Source organism: Clostridium thermobutyricum DSM 4928 (assembly GCF_002050515.1).
Classification (GTDB): Bacteria; Bacillota; Clostridia; order Clostridiales; family Clostridiaceae; genus Clostridium; species Clostridium thermobutyricum.
Window position 1 is genome coordinate 161,198 of sequence record NZ_LTAY01000048.1, and the last position, 21,547, is coordinate 182,744.

The window sequence follows — 21,547 nt, forward strand, 5'->3', positions numbered from 1 at the left end:
TATGAGTACAGTTTTAATATGTCCTTATTTTGGAAAATTACCAAATTACTTTGAATATGTATTAAAAAGTTGTGAATATAATAAAAAAATAAATTGGATATTAATAACTGATGATAAACGAAAGTTTAATTATCCTAAAAATGTAAGAGTTATTTATATGGAATTCTATGAATTTAGAAATTTAATACAAAAGAACTTTGAATTTATGATAAGTTTAAAGACACCATACAAATTATGTGATTATAAACCTATTTATGGATATGTTATGCGAAATTATATAAAAGAATATGAATATTGGGGGCACTGTGATATTGATTGTTTTTTTGGAGATTTATTTAAATTTATAGAAGAACCAATGAAATTAGGAGTAGATAAGATTGGTTATTTGGGACATTTAACTTTATATAAAAACAGACAGGATATAAATGAGAGGTTCAAATTGCCTCTAAAAGGGAAAAATTTTAAAGATGTATTCACAACAGATGAAATATTAGTTTTTGATGAATCTTTTACAGAATTAAGTATGAATACTATATATGAGCATTATGGATTTGAGATGTATAAGAAGCCAATATTTGCTGACATATCATGTTTATATTATGATTTTAGATTATATAAATATAATGAAAAATTTTCTTACAAGTTAGAAAGAAGAACAAATAGAGTATTTATATGGGAGGAAGGAAAAGTCTGGTCAGAGATAAAAGATGGAGAAAAAGAAGAATTTGGATATGTTCATTTTCAAAAAAGAAGTATAAGTATACCAGAAAGTAAGATTGAAAATAGAATAAAATTTTTATTGAGGCCTAATGAAATATGTTTGGATTATAATATTGATAAAGAGTTAAAAATAAAATATAGAAAATTATTTTATAAGCCTTATTTTAACCAAAAGATTAAAGCAATTAAATTTAGATTAAGGAGAAAAAGAAATGAAAATTAAAGTAAATAATATATTTACTATTGAATTTTTAAAATATTTATTTTTGATAGTAAGTTTTTTTTACACTATTCCATTAACATCAGGAATAATAACTCCTTATATGAAAATATTTATGTTATTTTCAATAATAGTATTTATATATAATATTAAAAATATAAATAGAAATAAAATTAATTATTATTTATATATAATGATAATATTAGCTGGATTAAGTACAATAGTTAATTATGAAAATAGATTTATTCAAAATTTAATTATATTTTTATACTTATTTGTACAAGTCATTATTTTATATTCAACCAATAAAGATTTGGGAAAAGAAAAATTGTTAGAGACTATAAAAAAATTCTCTAGTATTCTTATAAATTTAACATTTATTGCATCAATAATATCATTAATATTAGTAATTATAAAATTTGAACTTATAATTGAAAAATGGAATACTGTAATTAGAATACAAGGAATTTATGAAGGAAGAATTTGGGGTATATATGGAAATCCAAATACTTTAGCTAATTTAGCATTTATATCATTATTTTTAAGTATTGCAATATATAGATATTATAAATATAAGAAGTTTTTAATATTTAATTGTTTTATTCAATTGCTATGCATTTTTATGTCAAACTCAAGAGCTTCTATATTAGCTACTTTTTTAGTTATATTGATATACATATTTGTAATTATCGTAGTTAAAAAAGAAGTTAAGTTTACTGATAATATAATTAAAATAATGTCAGTAATATTTATATCAGTTGGTTTAGTAAGTATCATAGGTTTATTTGTATTAAATTCTAATTTTATATTAAAAAGAGAATATAAAGAAGGTAATATTACTAATGGAAGATTAGATATATGGTGTGCTTCGCTTAATGCTGTGAAAGAAGATATTATCTTTGGTGTAGGTCCTGAAAATATAAAAGAAAATGTAAACAAATTTCTAAATCCTAATTATGTGATTGAAAATCCAGATATAGCTTCAAATACACATAATATATTTTTACAAATATTATTGTCATATGGTGTTTTAGTGATGATTTTATTTATGTTATTTAATATATGTAGTCAAGTATATATATTAAAATATTTATTTAAAAAAGAAAATTACACTAAAGATAAATTAAAATTTAGATTAATATTGACATTAGATATGATAATAATAGGGTTATTGATAATGAACGTATTTGATTCTAATATTTTATTTTTCTTTTCATTTATAAATGCGACCATATTTTGGATTATATATGGATATATAATTAGCTTAGTAAAAAAAGAAGATAATAGAAAAAAAATTCTATTTCTTATAGACAACTTAGATGGTGGAGGAGCAGAAAAGGTTTTAACTGACATAATAAAAAATATAGATAGGAGTAAATTTAATGTAACAGTAAAGACTTTATTTAATGAAGGGATTTATATAAATGAAATAAAAGGTATAGAATACAAATATATAGTTTCTAATCCTAATATATGGAAAAAAAGGATTTTGTATAGAATAATAATGTATTTACCAGCAATAATTTTACATCCAATAATAATATATGATAACTATGATGTAGAAGTAGCTTTCTTAGAAACAGGAGTAACTAAGATAATATCTGGGGGATTTAATTCAAAAAAAATAGCTTGGATTCATGCTGATATTCATACTACAAAAGATAATCAAAAATGGTATTATAGCCATAAAAGATTTGTAAAAGCATATTGTAAATTTAATAAAATTATATGTGTTTCAAATACTTCTAAAAAAGCATTTTTTAAAGAAACAGGAATAATAGAAAATGTAGAAGTTATATATAATCCTATAGATGAGAAAAATATAATAAATATGTCAAAAGAAAAATTAGATAATATAAAAAGCAATTTTAAAGTTATATCAATAGGAAGATTAGAAAAAATAAAAGGTTTTGATAGATTAATTAAAGCAATTTATAACTTAAAAAAAGAAAATATTAATATTAACTTATTGATAGTTGGAGAAGGAAGTCAAAAAAAATATCTATTAAATTTAGTAAAAGAAAATTCTTTAGAAAATAATGTAAAATTAATTGGATTTGATTCTAATCCGTATAAATATATTGTAAATTCGGATTTATTTATAAGCTCTTCTTTATCGGAAGGTTTTAGTTTAGTAATAGCAGAAGCTATGATTTTGGGAGTTCCAGTTTTAAGCACTAATACGGCAGGGTCAAAGGAACTATTAGATGGAGGAGAGTTTGGGTTGATTGTTGGCAATTCATGTAATGACTTATCTGAAGGAATTAAAAAGATATTTATTGATAAAGAATTATTATATAAATTAAAAGAAAAATCTATTGAAAGAAAAGAGATTTTTAAATTAGATAAGAGTATAAGAGAAATTGAGAGTTTGATAAAAGGAGTATGCGATGACTAAATTTTGTACAGTATTTACACCTACTTACAATAGAGGAGAGGATTTGATAAGTTTATATAATTCTTTAAAAGCCCAGGACTTAAAGGATTTTGAATGGATAGTAGTAGATGATGGATCAGAAGATAATACTAGAAAAATTATTGAGAATTTAAGTATTAAAGAAAACTCATTTGAAATAAAGTATATATGGCAAAAGAATGGTGGAAAACATAGAGCTATAAACAATGGAATAAATTATTCAAATGGTAAATTGTTTTTTATAGTTGATTCTGATGACACCTTAGAATCAAATGCAATATCAAAAATAAAAAAATATGTAAATTCTTTACCTAATGTTAAGGATTTTGCTGGAGTATCCGGTTTAAGAAAAAATAAAGATGGACAAATTATAGGAAATATTTTAAGTAAGGAATATATAGATTGTACAAATATAGAGAGAGCGAAATATAATTTGATAGGTGATAAAGCAGAAGTATATTTTACAGAGATATTAAAAAAGTATAAATTCCCAGAATTTGAAGGAGAAAATTTTTTAACAGAATGTATAGTATGGAATAAAATAGCAGCAGATGGATATAAAATTCGATGGTTTAATGAACCTATATATATATGTGATTATAGAGATAATGGGTTAAGTAAAACCCTAAATAATTTAAAATTAAAAAATCCGAAAGGATATTTATTAAATATAAAGTCAGATATAGAGTTATTAGATATAAAAGGAATAAAAAAATTAGCATATATATATTCGTATTATGAAACTGTTAAATCAATCTATACGAAATCAAAAATAATTGAAGATTTAGAAATAACATATTTATCATTATATTTAGCTATAATTGCAAAAAAAACAAATAAATTTTTGAGGATTAAGCTATGAGAGTTAAAAAATCTATAAGAGGAGCAAGTGTATCATTAATATTAAATATAATTACATTGATGGTTGGATTAATATCTCAAGCTATATTTATAAAAACATTAGGAATTGAATATTTAGGGATAAATGGATTATTCAATAATATAATATCTATGTTGGCTATAGTAGAATTAGGAATAGGACCAGCTATAGTATATAAATTATATAAGCCATTAGCTGAAAAAGATATAGAATCGATTAAAGCTTTAATGCTATTTTATAAAAAATGTTATAATAAAATAGCTATTATAGTTTTAGTAATAGGCTTTATTATGCTTCCATTTATTAAAATAATTGTCAATGCTGATATAGATAATAATATTTACTTTATATTTATGTTATTTATATTTGATGCATCAGCTTCATATATTTATTCTTATAAAAGGTCAATAATACAAGCAGATCAAAATAATTATATAATAAGCTTGGTGCATATAGGATATGTAATAACATTAAATTTAATTCAAATATTAATTCTAATATATACTCATAATTATATAATTTATATTATTGTTAAAATAATATTTAGGATTTTAGAAAATCTAGTATTATCAAAGATTTCTGATATATTATATCCGTATTTAAAAGATAAAAATATAAAAAATATAAGTGAAGATATTTTACTAGATATAAAGAAAAAAGTTAAAGGATTAATATACCATAAAATCGGAGGATTTATGGTATCTGGAACTGATAATATAATAATATCTAAATATTTAGGGGTAGCATATGTAGGATTATATTCTAATTACTATATGATAATAAATGCTGTGTATATTTTGATTTCACAAATTTTTTCAGCTTTTACGGCAAGTGTTGGTAATTTAATAGTATCTGAAACTAGAGAATATTCTTATAAAATATATAAAAAAATTATGCTGTTAAACTTTTGGATATACAGTATTGCAACAAGTATGATATATACTTTAATTAAGCCATTTATAAAATTATGGATTGGAGAACAGTTTGTTTTACCTGATATAGTGTTAGTTATGTTATGTATAAATTTCTATATGTTAGGAATGAGAGCCTCAATAGGAATATATAAAGATGCTTCAGGTATATTCTGGGAAGATAGATATATACCTATAATTGAATCTACTATAAATATAGTAGCATCTATTATATTGGTAAAAAAAATAGGATTAGTTGGTATTTTTATAGGTACTTTTTTAAGTTCAATTATAGTGGTATTTTTTAGCTTACCTTATTATGTATATAGAGATGTATTTAAAAAAAATATATTGGAGTATTATAAAGTATATATAAAATATTTATTATTAGTATTAATTAGTGTTTTAGCAATTAGTATAATAACTATAAATATTAATTTTGATAATGAAATTTTAAGTTTTATATTTAATATGGTAATATCTTTTTTTATTCCTATGATAGTTAATATTATTACGTTAAATAAAACTGATGAATTTATTTATTTTAAAATGATCGTAATAAATATATTAAAAAATATAAAAAAATTTGAATTTTTTAATAATAATAAAATATATAATAAAAATAGATAATATTAAACTTAATTATATATATATAAACGATAGTAGTTTCTATCGTTTTTTTTATTTAATTGATATTATATATAAAGTTTTGAAATATTTATTCGAATATAATACAGAGATATATTTTTATAAGGGTGTATATCAAAATTTATATAAGGGGATAGAATTTATGAATAGAAGAAAATTAAAAAATATAATTAAATCAACAATATTAATAATGGCAATTTCAGTTTTTGGAAGTGAGATGTCAGTAGAAGCTAAAACAAATACTGAAAACGAATTTATTTCAGTTATGGAAGAATATAAAGATGAAAAAGTTACTGTTGAAAATGGAATTTCTTTAAGATATGGAGAAACTTTGAATTTAGCACAATATGAAGGGTGGAAATTATCTAATAATAATGTAATAGAGATAGAAAATGGGATAGCAAAACCTAAAAAATCAGGAATTGTATTTTTAAGTAATAAGATAGGTGATACAGTTCACATAATAGAAGTTTATGTACCTGAAAATACAACTGTTTATAATATAGCTAGAAATAAGCAAGTAGATAGAAACTACTATAAAGTTTTTATTGATCCAGGACATGGTGGGCATGATAATGGAGCATCAGGTAATGGCATTAAGGAAGATGAATTTAATTTAAGTTTATCATTTAGATTAAAAAAGCATCTTGAAAATAGGGGAATTGAAGTTAAGATGAGTAGGGAAGCTGATATATACCTAGACCTTAAAGAAAGAACAGATATGGCTAATGCATATGAATCAGATTTATTTATTTCAACACATGCAAATTCAGCTGATAGTACGAGCGCTAATGGAATAGAAACATATTATCATAACAGTAAAGCACAAGATAAACCTTTAAGTGATAAAATACAAACAAATGCAATAAAAGAAACAAATGCTGTTAATAGAGGTGTAAAGACTGAAAATTTTGCAGTACTTAGAGAAAGCAAAATGATATCTAGTTTATTTGAATCTGGATTTATAAGTAATTCAAATGAAGCAAGCAAATTACAAACCCCTGAATATCAAGAGAAATTAGCTAAAGCTATAGCTGATGGTATAGAAACTTACTTAAAAGAAAATATACAACTAAAGCCAGAAGAATCAAAACCAGAACCACCAGCAGAAGAATCAAAGCCAGAACCACCAGCAGAAGAATCAAAGCCAGAACCACCAGTAGAAGAATCAAAGCCAATACCACCAGTAGAAGAATCAAAGCCAACACCACCAGTAGAAGAGTCAAAACCTAATGAACCATTAAAAGAAAAAACTGGTGTAGTAACAGCAAGTGTATTAAATGTAAGAAATGGAGCAGGAACTAATAATAAAGTGATAGGATCATTTAAAAAAGGATCAAAAGTAACAATAGTAGAAACAAAAAATGGCTGGCATAAAGTTAAGTATGGAAATGGCTATGGATATGTAAGTGCAGATTATGTAAAAGTAGAAGGAAATAATACAACTACAAAACCAAATCAAACACCATCAAATAGTACAAATAAGACTGGGACAGTAACAGCAAGTGTATTAAATGTAAGAAATGGAGCAGGAACTAATAATAAAGTGATAGGATCATTTAAAAAAGGATCAAAAGTAACAATAGTAGAAACAAAAAATGGCTGGCATAAAGTTAAGTATGGAAATGGCTATGGATATGTAAGTGCAGATTATGTAAAAGTAGAAGGAAATAATACAACTACAAAACCAAATCAAACACCATCAAATAGTACAAATAAGACTGGGGCAGTAACAGCAAGTGTATTAAATGTAAGAAATAGAGCAGGAACTAATAATAAAGTGATAGGATCATTTAAAAAAGGATCAAAAGTAACAATAGTAGAAACAAAAAATGGCTGGCATAAAGTTAAGTATGGAAATAGTTATGGATATGTAAGTGCAGATTATGTAAAAGTAGAAGGAAATAATACAACTACAAAACCAAATCAAACACCATCAAATAGTACAAATAAGACTGGGACAGTAACAGCAAGTGTATTAAATGTAAGAAATGGAGCTGGAACTAATAATAAAGTAATAGGTTCATTAAAAAAGAATTCTAAGATAACAATAGTAGAAACAAAAAATGGTTGGCATAAAATAAGATATGGTAATGGATATGGATATGTGTCAGCTCAATATGTAAAATAATCGTTTTATTTATATTTAATTAATAAATAATAGCACCTTAAGTTTATAATACTTAAGGTGCTTAATACTTGGCAGATAATATTAAAAATTTAGAGTAAACAAAATATTATATAAATTTTTCTATTGCTTTTGCAACTCCAGCATTATCATTAGTATCTGTTATAAATTGAGCTTTTTCTTTTACTATATCTAATGCATTTCCCATAGCGACTCCAATTCCTGCATACTCTATCATGGAAAGGTCATTTTCGCTATCGCCTATACAAAGTATTTCTTCTCTTTTTATATCAAATATTTTAGCTAGTTGTTTTACTGCATTTCCTTTAGTTGTTCCAGAATTCATAATTTCAAAATTATATGGGCTAGAGCAAACAACTTCATATTTATTTAGGTTTTCAATTTCTTTTCTAGCTTTTTCAACTTCTTTTATATTTTCTTTTGAATAATCTATACAAATAGCTTTAAGAATAGATCCTTCACAATCTTTTAAGGTATTAGTTAAATCTTTTTCTACTATAAATTTAGTTTTATCTTCTTCATTTGTAACACCTTTATTACTTATAAGATAAGCGTGATTATCTATAAATTCTTCATTTGATATTGCAGTATCCCATGTATTGAAAAATAATTTTAAGTTATATTTTTTTAAAATATTATATATTTCAATTGTATCTTCTAAAGAAAGAACACTTTCATATATTACTTCTCCAGTATTTCTATCTTTTATATATGCACCATTGGATGATATTATTGGAGCATTTATGCCAACTAATTCTCTATAAAAATTTGCAGAGGTAAAGAGTCTTCCAGTTGATATTGCAACATGTATACCTTTATCTATAGCTTTTTTTAAAGCAATTTTATTTTCGGTACTTACTGTGTGATCTGTATTTAAAAGAGTTCCATCCATGTCTGTGCAAATTAGTTTAATAGTCATTATTATTACCTCCATTGGTTAGATTAATTTTTACCTTTTGTTATTTTCATATATTAAGTTTAGTCTATCATTATAGATTTTATAAGTAAAGAAAGATAAAAATACAATATTAATAAAAGGTTAATAAAATATGTATATTATGTTACAATGAATTTATTATAATTACTAAATTTTATTTTAGGTTTTAAAAAGTGAGGGTGAAATGTACAAGGTAAGTGTTATTATACCAGTTTACAATGTTGAGGATTATTTGAGAGAAACTATAGATTCAATTATAGATCAGACAATGAAAGATTATGAGGTTATATTTATTGATGATGGTTCAACAGATAATAGTATTAATATAATAAAAAAATATATAGATAAAAATGAAAATATGAGACTTATTTGTCAAGAGAATATGGGACCAAGTGTTGCAAGAAATAGAGGGATTGAATTAGCTGAAGGAGAATATATTGCTTTTATGGATTCTGATGATAAGCTTCCAAAGGATTCATTAGAGTTAAGATATAATTTAGCTAAAGAAAATGAAGCAGAAGTAATAATATGTGGTACTTATAAATTTGATGAAGAGAGAAAATGGCCAATGATAAAACACTTTTTAAAAGAGGGAGAAAAAGATGTTATTAAAGATGAAGATTTATTATGGACATTAGGACCTTGTAATAAATTATTTAAAAGTGATTTTATAAAGGAAAGTAAATTCCCAGAGGATATAAAATATGCAGAAGATCAGGTTTTAGTATTAGAATCATATTTAAGGGCAAAAAAAATTGTTGCAACTCAAAAAGTTGGTTATTATTATAGAATAAGGCCAGCAGATAAAGAAGGATCTCTTACTTCTCAAATAAAAGATAAATCTCTTAATGTGTTAGATCAAGTTTATAAATCTTGGACAAGCACATTAGAAAATATAAATAAATATTGTATAGATGAAAAAAAGAAAAATATTCTAAAGACTAACTATTTTTCTAGACTTATAAAAATTGATATTTGGCCACCATTGAGGCATATTATAATAAGTGAAGATGAAAGCATACAATTAGAAGGGTTAGATAAGTTAGAGAAATTAATAAGTACTTTAAGTTTATCTACTATAAATTCTTGTGATAATCTTTTATGGATTTTAACTGAAGGATTTATAAGAAACTATAAGAAATTAACGAGAGAAAGTAAAAAAAGATATTTAGAAATATTAAAGATTACTTATGAAAATACTAATATTAAAGGATTAAAAATTTAGATAAAAGGAATAGAGAAAAATAAATTTATATATCCTGTAATTTATACTTTAATAAAAAAATTTTTGAGAACTATAAAACATATAAGAGAACACATAAAAATAATATAAATATTTAAAATAAAAAAACTTCTTATGATTTTAATAATTATAAGAAGTTTTGTTTTATATAAATTTAATTCTTTAGTAATCATATAAATATAGTTAAAAGGTTTTTCTTAAAATTTAATATTATTACAATTTAATTAATAAATAATGAATAATAGTTCAAAATATGATATAATTTTATACAGTATTAAACTTTTTTAATAAAAACTTTTACAAGGGATGAGAAATTTTTTAGGAAAATGGGAGAGATATATGTGCAAGATAAGTATTATAATACCAGTTTATAATGTAGAGGAATATTTAAAAGAAACATTTGAATCTTTAATTAATCAAGATATGAAAGATTTTGAGGTTATATTAATAGATGACGGATCAACTGATAGAAGCTTTGATATTCTAAAAGAATATAGTAATAAGTATGAATATATAAAAGTTTATAAACAAAATAATAGTGGTCCTAGTAAAGCAAGAAATAAGGGACTATCTCTAGCAAAAGGAGAATATATAATTTTTATGGATTCTGATGATATACTACCATTTGATTCTTTAAGTTACAGATATAATTTGGCAAAGAAATTAGATTTAGATATTGGTATTTTTGCAAGTCATAGATTTGATGAGGAAAAAGAATGGCCAATGAAAACACATTTCTTAAGTGAAGGATATAAAGAGTTGGATAGTGATTATGATTTAATTTTAACGTTAGGACCATGGAATAAAATTTTTAAATCATCAATAATAAAGGATTTAAGGTTTCCAGAAGATATAAAATATGCTGAAGATCAAGTATTTATAATGACTTCATATATGAGAGCAAATAGTATATATGCAAGTAATAAAGTAGTTTATAAACAAAGAATAAGATCTAATAATTTATCTTTAACAAGTCAAATAGATACTAATTCAGATAAAGTTTTATTTCAAGTAAATAAAGCTTGGAAAAAGATAAATTTAGAATTAGAAAATAGATTTGAGAATAAAATAATTCGAGATAAATTAAAAGAACAGTATTTTGAAAGATTATTAGATTATGACATTTGGCCACCTTTAAAAAATGCAGTTATTAGAGGAGAAGAGAATGTAAAAATAAATGCATTAAAAAATATGAATGAAATTTTAAATGAAATAGATCCTGTAATAATAAATAATTCTAGAAAATTAAGATGGATAATGGGACAAGGGATAATAAATAAATATTTATTTTTAACTAAAAATACTAAAAAAGTATATGTAGAAATTTTGGCTGATTTTTATAACAAATTTAATTCTAATAGTAGAGAGATTTTGGAAAGAGAAAATATTCAATTATATAAGTGTTTAGAGAACGTAAGTAAAAGCAGAAGCTCTTTAAGTATATTTAAATATTTAGTAAGAAGAAAAGTAGGAAGAGTTCTTGGAAAAGTAAAAAATATTTTTAGAAGAAGTGCTAAGATATCATTTAATTTTGGAAAAATGTTATCAATGAATGAAAATTTAGTAATACTTGCTAGTAATAAAGGTGAAGAATTACAAGGAAATTTAAAGTTTATATATGATGAATTGAAAAAAGATAATAAATATAAAATAAAGCTTTATATGAAAAATGATTCACGTACTTTTAAAGAGCTTATAGATATGTACTTAGATTTTTCAAGAGCAAAATATATAATTTTAGATGATTATTATAGACAAATTTATGGTTTAAAATTTAGAAAAAAAGCTGAAGTTATACAAGTTTGGCATGCATGTGGAGCTTTCAAGAAATTTGGATTTAGTTCTATAGGAAAAGGAGATGGAAATCCAAAAGAATTTGAAGAAAGAGCTCATTCAGCTTATACAAAAGTTATAACTAGTTCAAAGAATATAATTCCTAAATATGCAGAAGCGTTTAATATATCAGAAAAAAATATATTACCTTTAGGAGTTCCAAGGACAGATATACTTTTAGATGAAGCATATAGATTATATAAGAAAAATGATTTAGAAGAAAATTATCCAAATATAAAAGGCAAAAAAATAATTTTATATGCACCTACTTTTAGAGGAAATACTAAGCAAAGACAAAACTTTAAATTAGAATTAAATCCTGTACAACTTTTAAAAGGAATAGATGAAGATTATGTATTAATATTAAAACTTCATCCAAGTGTAAAAAATGGGCTAAATGATGTCGTTATTCCAAAAGAATTAGAAAATAGAGTTATAAATATGAATAGTTCTACTGAAATTAATGATTTAATTATAGCATCAGAAATTGTAATAACAGATTATTCATCTGTTGTTTTTGAAGCTTCTTTATTAGAAAAGAAAATAATAATGTATGCTTATGATAAAAATGAATATTTAGCTGAAAGGGACTTCTATTATGATTATGATAGCTTCGTTCCAGGAGTTATTGCAGAAAAAAATGAAGATATAATACGAATAATTAATGAAAATGAGTTTGATTTAAAGAAAGTTAGAGAATTTAGAGATAAATTTTTTGATGATTGTGATGGACAAGCTAGTAAAAGATTCGTAGAAACTATTTTCAAATAGAAACTGGAGGAAGGTTAATGTTAAAAGAAATAATAAAAGAAAATGCTAAGTATTTAAAGCAAACAATACTTATATCAAAGTTTGATTTAGTAAAATTTTATAAAGGGGCTGCCCTTGGTTATGCTTGGGCAATTATTCGCCCTATGGTTACTATAGGAGTTTATTTATTTGCATTTACAATTATAAGAAATAATCCTAGAATGGGAAATTTCCCTTATTTTCTATGGCTTATTGCAGGGCTTTGTCCTTGGTTCTTTATAAGTGATGCAATAGTTGGTGGAGCAATGTCAATTAGAACTTATAGGCATTTTGTAACTAAGATGAAATTTCCAATTTCAACTATACCAACATTTACAATACTATCAAAATTATATGTTCAATTAATGTTAGTTGGAGCTATTACAGTTGTATTTTTGTTATTTGGATATTTCCCAGATATATATTATCTTCAATTTTTAATATATATCCCAATGATGTATTTATTCTTTTTAGCACTTTCATGGACACTTGCTTCATTATCAGTTATAAGTAGAGATTTTGAAAATTTAGTTAAAGCAGCTATACAAGCAATACTTTGGTTATCACCAATTTTATGGAATATAAATGATGTAAAATCAAGCTTTTTAAGGATTATTTTAAAGCTAAATCCAATAGGATATTTTATTCAAGGATATAGAGATATATTCTTATATAAAAGATGGTTTTTTGAAAGTCCATATACAATATATATGATATTTGTAATAATAATTTTTGCTTTAATTGGTAGTAGAGTTTATAAAAGAACATATAAAGAATTTACAGATGTTTTATAAAGAAAAGCTAAAAGTCTTTATAAGTTAGGAGATTATTATGGAAGATTATGCAGTTAGGTTCAAAAACCTTACTAAAGAATATAAATTATATAAAAATGATAAAGATAGATTTAAAGATTTACTTTGGGGAAAAAGGTATAAACCTTTTAGAGCAATAGATAATCTTACATTAGATTTGCCAAGAGGAGAGGTTATAGGAATACTCGGGAAAAATGGTTCTGGTAAATCTACAATATTAAAAATGGTTACGGGAGTTGTATACCCAACAGAAGGTGAGATTGAAGTTAATGGAAAAGTTTCGGCTTTATTAGAGTTAACAGCTGGTTTTGATGGAGAGCTTACTGGAAGAGAAAATATTTTTTTAAAAGGTTATTCTATGGGAATGATAAGAAGTGAAGTTTCTAAAATATTAGAATCAGTAATAGAATTTTCAGAACTTGGAGATTACATAGATCAACCTGTAAGAATGTATTCAAGTGGAATGAAAGCAAGGCTTGGCTTTGCAATTGCAGTAAATATAGATCCAGACATATTAGTTGTAGATGAAGCATTATCAGTTGGAGATGAAATGTTTAGAGAAAAGTGCTTAAGAAGAATGGATAAGTTTAGAGATGAAGGAAAAACAATTCTTTTTGTTTCACACTCACTTCCTCAAATGAGAAATTTCTGTACAAAGGGAGCATGGCTATATCACGGAAAATTAATAGATTATGGAGAAATAGATGAAGTAGCAAATCTTTATAAACATTTTTTAAATGGAGTTTCCATAGATGATATTATAGAAAATAAGCATAAATATAAAGATTTAGTAGAGATAAAACAAAGTCTTACAGATGTAGACATGACAGAAGAAGAAATAATATTTAAAGGATTTGTTTCTTTAGAGCCATTAAATAAAGAATATAAGATTGATAATATCACTTTAAAAGATGATGAAACTGAATATGTATATAAAGATATAGAATTAGTAAAAAGCACTGAAAAAAATGAAAATAAATATGATTATATATTTAAATTACCATTTACAGAAATACAAAAAGGGTTCTTTAATTTTGAAATTAATATAGATGTTGATGGAGAGAATTATAATAGGCAAGCTTGGTGTGCAAGCAAGTTTGGTCAATTTGTTAATAATGAGCATAATTTAGATATAACAATAAAATCAAATAGAATGAAAATAAGAAAAGAATAATAAAAGACTTGAAGCATTATTTAGCTTCAAGTCTTCTTTTATTATTTGAAAATGGCTTTAATTTTAAAATTTCATTTATTCCAATAGAACTACTAGAGACTAATATAGGTAATATACAAACTAAATATCTAGAACGAGCTTCCCATAATATTAAGAATAAAAATACTCCAAATATACATATGTTAAAAAGAAAGCCAATTTTATTTTTAGATTTAAATAAACCTATTGAACCAATTAAAATTAAAAATAATAGTAATGAATGACTAGCTTCTGAAAAAGAAGTAAATAGGTTATTTTTATCTCCATAAATGTATGTATGAAGAAAATTTGGCCTAATTGGCTTTCTAGATAATTTTTCAGGAGCGAAATAAGTTCCATCTCCCCAAGTATATTGTATTTTTTTATATAAGAATTTATTATATCCACCTATTCCATAATTTTCAAGTCTGGTTTTTATAGTTTTTATATTAAATTCTTGAATTTCTTTTTTTGTTTTACCAGCATTTTTACTTAAATCAACATCTTCTCCATTAAAGCCACCGTTGTCTTTAAGTCCCATCATAATCCAATGTGTTGATGGAAGGCCTGCATCTTTTAAAGGGACAGGAATATATTTTTGACAAGTAGAAGCTATCAAAATAGATGAAACTATAAAAGAAATAATAAAAAGTGATATAAATCTAAAAAATCCTTTTAAATTATCTATTATGAATATTGAAAAAATAGATAAAGCTATGAAACCTATTGCTATATTTGTTTTAATTCCTATTCCAAGAGCTAATATAATTCCAATAAATATTGGTAAGAATATATTCTTATTTTTACTTTTAATATAAATATAAAATAATAAGAAAGCTAGTGGAAGAAAAATCATTGTCAAAGTATCAGTATAAAAAATAGGTGTATAAGAGTAAAAAGGTGTTATTACGATAAATAAAAAAGAAGATATAGTAGCAACTCTTATATTAAATACCTTTTTAATTAATATGTAAGTTATTATTACACTAATTAAAACAACTATTATATTTATGACTACTGAACTAAGAATTAAATTAAAACCAAAATAGTAGCATAGTTTATAAAATTTCATCCATAAAACTGTTATAAAAATATTATTTGGATAAAGCTCATAAAAATAAGAAGAGAAAAATTCCCATTCATTAGAAGCGACATTTGTAGAACTATTAAAAATAGGAGTCATATCCCAGCCAGGGTTTACTGCAAAAAAGTATCCAAAAAATATTTGAAGCAAAATAAATATAATTAAATTAATAATTGATATTATTAAAAGACTTCTTTTACTTAAATTTTTAGTAATAAAGCATAAAAATAAAAATCCTAAACATAAAAGTAAAAACAAGAAAAATACAAATCCTTTATTAAGTTTTTGATTGAAAGGATTTAAAAGAGCAAAATGAAAACAAAAACTAATTACTAATAAAAATATTACATTAAATATTATTAGTAAAGTATTTTTTAATTTACTTTTCTTCATCATTGAAATTTACCTTATCCTTTATAATATATAATGGTCTATTTTTGCTTTCATCATAAATTCTTCCTATATATTCTCCTATTATTCCTAAAGAAAGTATTTGAACTCCACCAAAGAAAGTCATAACAGAAATAAGAGATGTCCATCCAATACTAGCACTAAATACAAACTTACTTATAAGAGCATATACAAAAATTAAAAATGAAATAAATATAGAGAAAAAGCCAAATGCGGACATAAGCTTTAATGGTTTTGATGAAAATGAAATTATACCATCGCTTGCAAACTTAAGCATTTTAGATAAAGGATATTTTGTTTCTCCAGCAAATCTTTCATCACGAGTGTATTCTATATATGTTTGATTAAATCCAATCCAACTAATCATTCCTCTTATAAATCTATTTTGTTCTGGCATTTCTCTAAATGCTTTTACAACTGATTTGTCAATAAGTCTAAAATCTCCAGTATCTTTAGGAATTTTTATATCAGACATTTTAGCAAGGAATCTATAAAAATATTTAGCAGTTATAAGCTTAAATTTACTTTCTCCTTTTCTTTTCCCTCTTTTTCCATAAACAACTTCATAACCTTCTTTCCATTTTTCAATCATTTGTGGAATAAGTTCAGGTGGATCTTGAAGATCTGCATCAATAATGACTACTGCATCACCAGAACAATTAAAAAGTCCAGCAGTAACAGCTACTTGATGTCCAAAATTTCTAGCAAAGTTTATAACTTTAACTTTTTCATTTTCTTTCGATATATCCTTTAGAATATCTAGAGTTTTATCTGTACTCCCGTCATTTATAAAAATAATTTCATAATCATAAGAATCAATAGATTCCATAACAGATTTTAATCTGTTATAACATTCTTGTGCTACAAGTTCCTCAAAATACATAGGAACAATAACACTAATTAAATTTTTATTCAAAAAATCACCTCATAAAATTTTTATACCATGTTTAATTTATAAACAAAGATATTATACCATAAAATTGCTAATCAGTTAAAAATATTAATAAATTGTAACTTGAAAATGGTTTTTTTTAGACTATTTTTATATTACTATCTAAAATTAAAAAATATATTATAATTAGAAATTGTTTTTTTATAAATATAATGAATTAATAAAAATATAGAATAATATTTATATATTAAACATAATTTATATGAAAATTTTTTCTCAAAAAATTAAATCAATCATAACTCTCCGCTAATTTTACCCTATCAAATAAAAAATAATTAATTAAAAAAAATAATAAAAAATTTTTTCAAAAAAAATCTAAATTTTTTTATCCAAAATTCATTTCTCGTAATACTTATTTATTAGAAGCACTCCTAAAAGCACTTTGGTTAGTGATTTTTAAACTATTTGTATTGTTTTTTTGAGTTGTTGCTTATGTTGTAAGCTTTGTATTTTGTTTTTATGTGCTTTAGGGGATTGTTTTAGAGATTTATTTTATAAAAATTATAATTTAGGGGAGTGAATTTTATGAGAAAAATTATTTTAGGATTTGATCAAAAGAAGGCTATGGAGGATAATCTTGAGCTTAAAGATTTGGTTTTACTTAGGTTTATTGTTGATGGAATTAATGATAAATGGCTTTTAAAGAAAGAGATTGATGGGGAAGTTTTTTATTGGGTTAAGATGAGTGCTATTTTGGAAACTTATCCTGTTATTGATTTAAAAACTAAGGATTCTATAAGGAGAAGACTTAAAGTTTTAGTTGAGAAGGGATATTTAAAATACAAGCTTTACTTTAGTGGTGGAAAGTATACTTTTTATAATATTACAAATCTTACTAAGGAGCTTTGTATTTTTAATGGAGGTTATTCTAAAGATAGAAAAAATAAAAATTTAAAAGGAAATAAATTTAATAAGAAAGAGTTTCCACCTAGAAATAAGGTTTCACTAGATAATATTGATGAAAATTCTATTAAAGAGGTAGTTGATTATTTGAATTTTAAGATTGGTGCTAATTATAAAAGTAGTAGTAATGGAACTATAACTTATATAACTACTCTTATTGATGAAGGTTTTAGCATTAATGACTTTAAGTGTGTTATTGATAAAAAATATAAAGAGTGGGCTAAAACTCCTTATGAAAAATATTTAAGACCTTCAACTCTTTTTAAGAAACAAAATTTTGAGGAATATTTAAATCAAAAAGAAAATCATGAAATTTTAACTCCTGATTATGAAGCTTTTGATGAGTTTTAAGAGGTGATTTTATGATAGATATGTTTAATTTAGATGCTGAAAAAGAGATTTTAGGTAATATTTTAATTGATGATAGTAACTTTCCAAAATGTATAGATGTTATAAATGAATTTGATTTTTATGATAAGAAGCATAAGGTTCTTTTTAGTAAAATGAAAGAAATTTATGCAGAAGGTAAAAGAATAAATGAAATTAATTTAACTGAAGCAATTGGAAAAAAAGATGTTTTAGAAATTGGAGGAGTTAATTATATTTCTAGTTTACAGGTCTTTAGTAATGTAGCTGAAAAATCATATAATGTAGATTTAAAATCTTGTTTAAGACTTGTAAAAGGATATAGTGAAAAAAGATATTTAAAGAATTTACTTTGTAGAGCTGTTAATGCTATAGAAAATGGTGAACTTAGTAATGATATTATAAAGGAAGGAATTTATAAAGGCCTTTCAAAAAGCTTTAAGTCTAATGATAAAACTTTATCTCCAGAAGAATATTTGTTTAAAGGTTTAGAAGAAATTGAAAAGAGATATGTAAATGGTGGAGATATTCAAGGAATGAGAACTGGATATAAATCTCTTGATGAAAATTTAAATGGACTTAAAAAGGGCGAGCTTGTTATTGTAGCAGGAAGACCTAGCATGGGTAAAACTGTTTTTGCTTTAAATCTTTTAGATAGGCTTTCTGATAATAATTATAAAGTTCTTTTACATGAACTAGAAATGGGAGAAGAAACTATTTCTATGAGGCTTTTTTCTTCAAGATTAAATATAGAAAATAAACTTCTTCAAAGTGGAAAGTTATCTGAAGAACAATTTATGATTCTTATTGATGAATATCAAAAATTGATAAAAAGAGGAAATGCTTTTATAGACTTTGGAAGCAAACAATCTCTTTTATCTATAAGTGCAAAAGCAAAAACTATGAAACAAACAAAAGGACTTGATGTTCTTATAATAGATTATTTAGGTCTTATGGATATTGATTTAAAAGATACTAGAACTAATGCAGTTGGAGAAATAACAAGAGGATTAAAGCTTCTTGCTAAAGAACTTAATATAAATATTGTTCTTCTTTGCCAATTATCAAGAGCAGTAGAAGGAAGAATTGACAAAAGACCTATGCTATCAGATTTAAGAGATAGTGGAAATATAGAACAAGATGCAGATGTTGTTATTTTTACTTATAGAGAAAAATATTATGATAAAAAATTAAAAGAGGACAAGCTAGAACTTATAGTAGGAAAAAATAGAAATGGTAAAACAGGAACTATAAAATTAGATTTTTATCCTGAATATCAAAAAATAGCATAATTTTATGGAGGTGCATATGTATAAGAAAATAGAAGGATTTTATCAAGAGGCTTTGATTAAAAGTGGTTTAGATATAAAAGATGTGCATATATTAAGATACATGCTTGATTTTATGGATTCAGGCATTTTAAGAAAGCGTATTATAAATGGAAAAGATTTTTATTGGATAAGAACAGATTTAATTATAGAAGATAATCCTATATTAAAAATAAATTTGAAAAATTCTATTAGAAAAAGAATTAAAAAGCTTATTGATAAAGAATTTTTAGAATATGTTAATTATAAAAAAGGTACAAATAAAACTTTATATAGAAGAGGTAAAGCTTTAGAAAAAATTGAAGATAAAAATTATAAGAGAGATTTATCATATTTTATAAAAGGATATTCATGGAATAAAGAAGAATATTATTAAATATAAAGTGAGTATAGGAAGGGAGAAATGAGAAAAAATTATTTAATTGAATAATTAAGAGAGCATGCTAATACTTGAATTTCTGAAAATATGATTTTAGATATTTATAAAAATAAATAATTATAATATTAAAATAAAAAGAGCTACATGTAAGTAGAATTTTCTAACTTATTCTTTGTAGCTCTTTTTATATATAATTTTTTTATGCAAGTGAAGTAGCAAGTTCTTTTTTTCTTGCAGAACCTAATAAAACTCCAATTACAATTATTATACTAGCTATTAATAATCTAGCATTTAAATGATTATGCATGAATATAACTTGTAAGAAAACAGCCCAAACACCGTAAGTTATATTAAGTCCCATGGCTCTTGAAGGACCTATTTTGTGTACTGATACATAGTAAATCCAAGTTGAAAATGCTCCTATAGAAGCTGCTAAAAATGCAACAGCTCCAGAGTGTGAGAATATAACTGGAATAACATATTTAATTGCTCCCACAACTGGAAGTATTATTACTAAATCTATAATTAAAGATGAAGTAACAGTTATTAAAAGAGCCATATGTTGAGCTATAGTTTCTTTTTTCATACCCCATGATAAAAATACTCCTTGAATTCCCCATCCTAAAGCTGATAAGAATGAGAAAACAAGTCCAAGAGCCATGTTAGGATGATGAATTGAAAGACTTCCAGGTTTATAACCTATATAAATTACAGCAAAAATTATTAATATAAGTCCTAAATAAGTTTTCATAGGAAGTTTTTCTTTTAAAAATATTCTAGCAATTATAGCACCTAAAACAGGATATGTTGAAGAAATTATTGAAGCATAAGCAGCTCCAGAATATTTAACTCCTAGAATATAAAATAACATTCCAAGAGGACCTCCAAGTATTCCTGCAATTACTAATATTGCTCCATTTCTACTAAAAAAGCTAGGTATAATTTGTTTTATCTTACCTCTTATAACTAATGTTATAAAAGTCCAAAAACAAACAAATACATCATTTAAGAAATTGCTTAAAAAAGGTGCAAAGAATGCCATATAAGGACTTCCAAGCGGATTTAAAGTAAGTGCAATTCCTATTAAAACTGTGTTCATTGCCCAAGTGATACCAGAAATTAATCCAGCACCATTACCAAGTAGGGCTAAATTATTATTTTTATTCATTATAAAATCTCCTTGTGTAAAAATACCTACTCCATTTTAATAAAATAAATTTAGAATTACATAAAAAATCAATTTATTTTACAAAAAAGAAATTGTATTAAATAAAAATACATGTATATTTAGTTAAAAAATAGTACTAAAATGTAAAAATAAGCTTTGAAATTAGTTTTTATTTTTATGTGTAGTAAAATTAAAAAGTATCAAAT

General features: G+C 23.9%; 16 protein-coding genes. 12 read left to right on the forward strand and 4 right to left on the reverse strand.

Going from position 1 to position 21,547, the window contains the following annotated elements:
• Position 1: 1 nt before the first annotated feature.
• The 5 genes from CLTHE_RS09870 to CLTHE_RS09890 all read left to right on the forward strand — a co-directional run bounded on the left by CLTHE_RS09870 (position 2) and on the right by CLTHE_RS09890 (position 7,926).
• On the forward strand, positions 2-943 hold the full coding sequence (locus CLTHE_RS09870) for a DUF6625 family protein (protein ID WP_080023182.1): 942 nt from the start codon (positions 2-4) through the stop codon (positions 941-943).
• Positions 933-3,338 (forward strand): glycosyltransferase, encoded by a 2,406-nt coding sequence (locus CLTHE_RS09875; protein ID WP_080023183.1) that lies wholly within the window; start codon positions 933-935, stop codon positions 3,336-3,338. The genes CLTHE_RS09870 and CLTHE_RS09875 overlap by 11 nt, the downstream gene beginning before the upstream one ends.
• Entirely contained in the window at positions 3,331-4,218 is an 888-nt protein-coding gene (locus CLTHE_RS09880; protein WP_080023184.1) for a glycosyltransferase family 2 protein, read from the forward strand. Before CLTHE_RS09875 ends, CLTHE_RS09880 begins: the two co-directional genes overlap by 8 nt.
• The gene (locus CLTHE_RS09885) at positions 4,215-5,777 is read left to right on the forward strand and encodes a lipopolysaccharide biosynthesis protein (RefSeq protein WP_080023185.1); all 1,563 of its coding nucleotides are present in this window, start codon (positions 4,215-4,217) and stop codon (positions 5,775-5,777) included. The genes CLTHE_RS09880 and CLTHE_RS09885 overlap by 4 nt, the downstream gene beginning before the upstream one ends.
• A 160-nt stretch (positions 5,778-5,937) precedes the next feature.
• A complete protein-coding gene (locus CLTHE_RS09890) occupies positions 5,938-7,926 on the forward strand; it encodes an N-acetylmuramoyl-L-alanine amidase (RefSeq protein ID WP_143324064.1) in 1,989 nt (662 codons plus the stop codon).
• A 106-nt stretch (positions 7,927-8,032) separates the two neighbouring features.
• Here the strand turns inward: CLTHE_RS09890 and CLTHE_RS09895 are convergent, their stop codons facing one another.
• Positions 8,033-8,863 (reverse strand): Cof-type HAD-IIB family hydrolase, encoded by an 831-nt coding sequence (locus tag CLTHE_RS09895; protein ID WP_080023187.1) that lies wholly within the window; start codon positions 8,861-8,863, stop codon positions 8,033-8,035.
• A gap of 202 nt (positions 8,864-9,065) precedes the next feature.
• On the opposite strand from CLTHE_RS09895, the gene CLTHE_RS09900 reads away from it, so the two are divergent.
• The 4 genes from CLTHE_RS09900 to CLTHE_RS09915 all read left to right on the forward strand — a co-directional run bounded on the left by CLTHE_RS09900 (position 9,066) and on the right by CLTHE_RS09915 (position 14,732).
• Positions 9,066-10,106, forward strand: a complete 1,041-nt coding sequence (locus CLTHE_RS09900) for a glycosyltransferase family 2 protein (RefSeq protein WP_080023188.1) — start codon at positions 9,066-9,068, stop codon at positions 10,104-10,106.
• Positions 10,107-10,463: 357 nt separating this feature from the next.
• Positions 10,464-12,728: a bifunctional glycosyltransferase/CDP-glycerol:glycerophosphate glycerophosphotransferase gene (locus CLTHE_RS09905; RefSeq protein ID WP_158082709.1), complete on the forward strand. Its 2,265-nt coding sequence runs from the start codon at positions 10,464-10,466 to the stop codon at positions 12,726-12,728.
• Positions 12,729-12,745: 17 nt separating this feature from the next.
• Positions 12,746-13,540 (forward strand): ABC transporter permease, encoded by a 795-nt coding sequence (locus tag CLTHE_RS09910; protein WP_080023190.1) that lies wholly within the window; start codon positions 12,746-12,748, stop codon positions 13,538-13,540.
• A 37-nt stretch (positions 13,541-13,577) separates the two neighbouring features.
• On the forward strand, positions 13,578-14,732 hold the full coding sequence (locus CLTHE_RS09915; RefSeq protein ID WP_080023191.1) for an ABC transporter ATP-binding protein: 1,155 nt from the start codon (positions 13,578-13,580) through the stop codon (positions 14,730-14,732).
• Positions 14,733-14,748: 16 nt separating this feature from the next.
• On the opposite strand, the gene CLTHE_RS09920 is transcribed toward CLTHE_RS09915, so the two are convergent.
• Both CLTHE_RS09920 and CLTHE_RS09925 read right to left on the reverse strand, forming a co-directional pair.
• Positions 14,749-16,230 carry a glycosyltransferase family 39 protein gene (locus tag CLTHE_RS09920; protein ID WP_080023192.1) on the reverse strand — a complete coding sequence of 494 codons (1,482 nt, stop codon included), beginning with the start codon at positions 16,228-16,230 and terminating at the stop codon, positions 14,749-14,751.
• Positions 16,214-17,161 (reverse strand): glycosyltransferase family 2 protein, encoded by a 948-nt coding sequence (locus CLTHE_RS09925; protein ID WP_080023193.1) that lies wholly within the window; start codon positions 17,159-17,161, stop codon positions 16,214-16,216. The genes CLTHE_RS09920 and CLTHE_RS09925 overlap by 17 nt, the downstream gene beginning before the upstream one ends.
• A gap of 561 nt (positions 17,162-17,722) precedes the next feature.
• Between CLTHE_RS09925 and CLTHE_RS09930 the strand changes: the two genes are divergently transcribed.
• From CLTHE_RS09930 to CLTHE_RS09940, 3 genes are read left to right on the forward strand one after another with little or no spacing between them, the layout of a single operon-like run.
• Positions 17,723-18,451 (forward strand): conserved phage C-terminal domain-containing protein, encoded by a 729-nt coding sequence (locus tag CLTHE_RS09930; protein WP_080023194.1) that lies wholly within the window; start codon positions 17,723-17,725, stop codon positions 18,449-18,451.
• 11 nt (positions 18,452-18,462) lie between these two features.
• On the forward strand, positions 18,463-19,758 hold the full coding sequence (locus tag CLTHE_RS09935) for a replicative DNA helicase (protein WP_080023195.1): 1,296 nt from the start codon (positions 18,463-18,465) through the stop codon (positions 19,756-19,758).
• Positions 19,759-19,774: 16 nt separating this feature from the next.
• Positions 19,775-20,170, forward strand: coding sequence for a hypothetical protein (locus CLTHE_RS09940; RefSeq protein WP_080023196.1), 396 nt, complete (start codon positions 19,775-19,777; stop codon positions 20,168-20,170).
• A gap of 202 nt (positions 20,171-20,372) precedes the next feature.
• On the opposite strand, the gene CLTHE_RS09945 is transcribed toward CLTHE_RS09940, so the two are convergent.
• The gene (locus CLTHE_RS09945) at positions 20,373-21,341 is read right to left on the reverse strand and encodes a DMT family transporter (protein WP_080023197.1); all 969 of its coding nucleotides are present in this window, start codon (positions 21,339-21,341) and stop codon (positions 20,373-20,375) included.
• Positions 21,342-21,547: the final 206 nt, after the last annotated feature.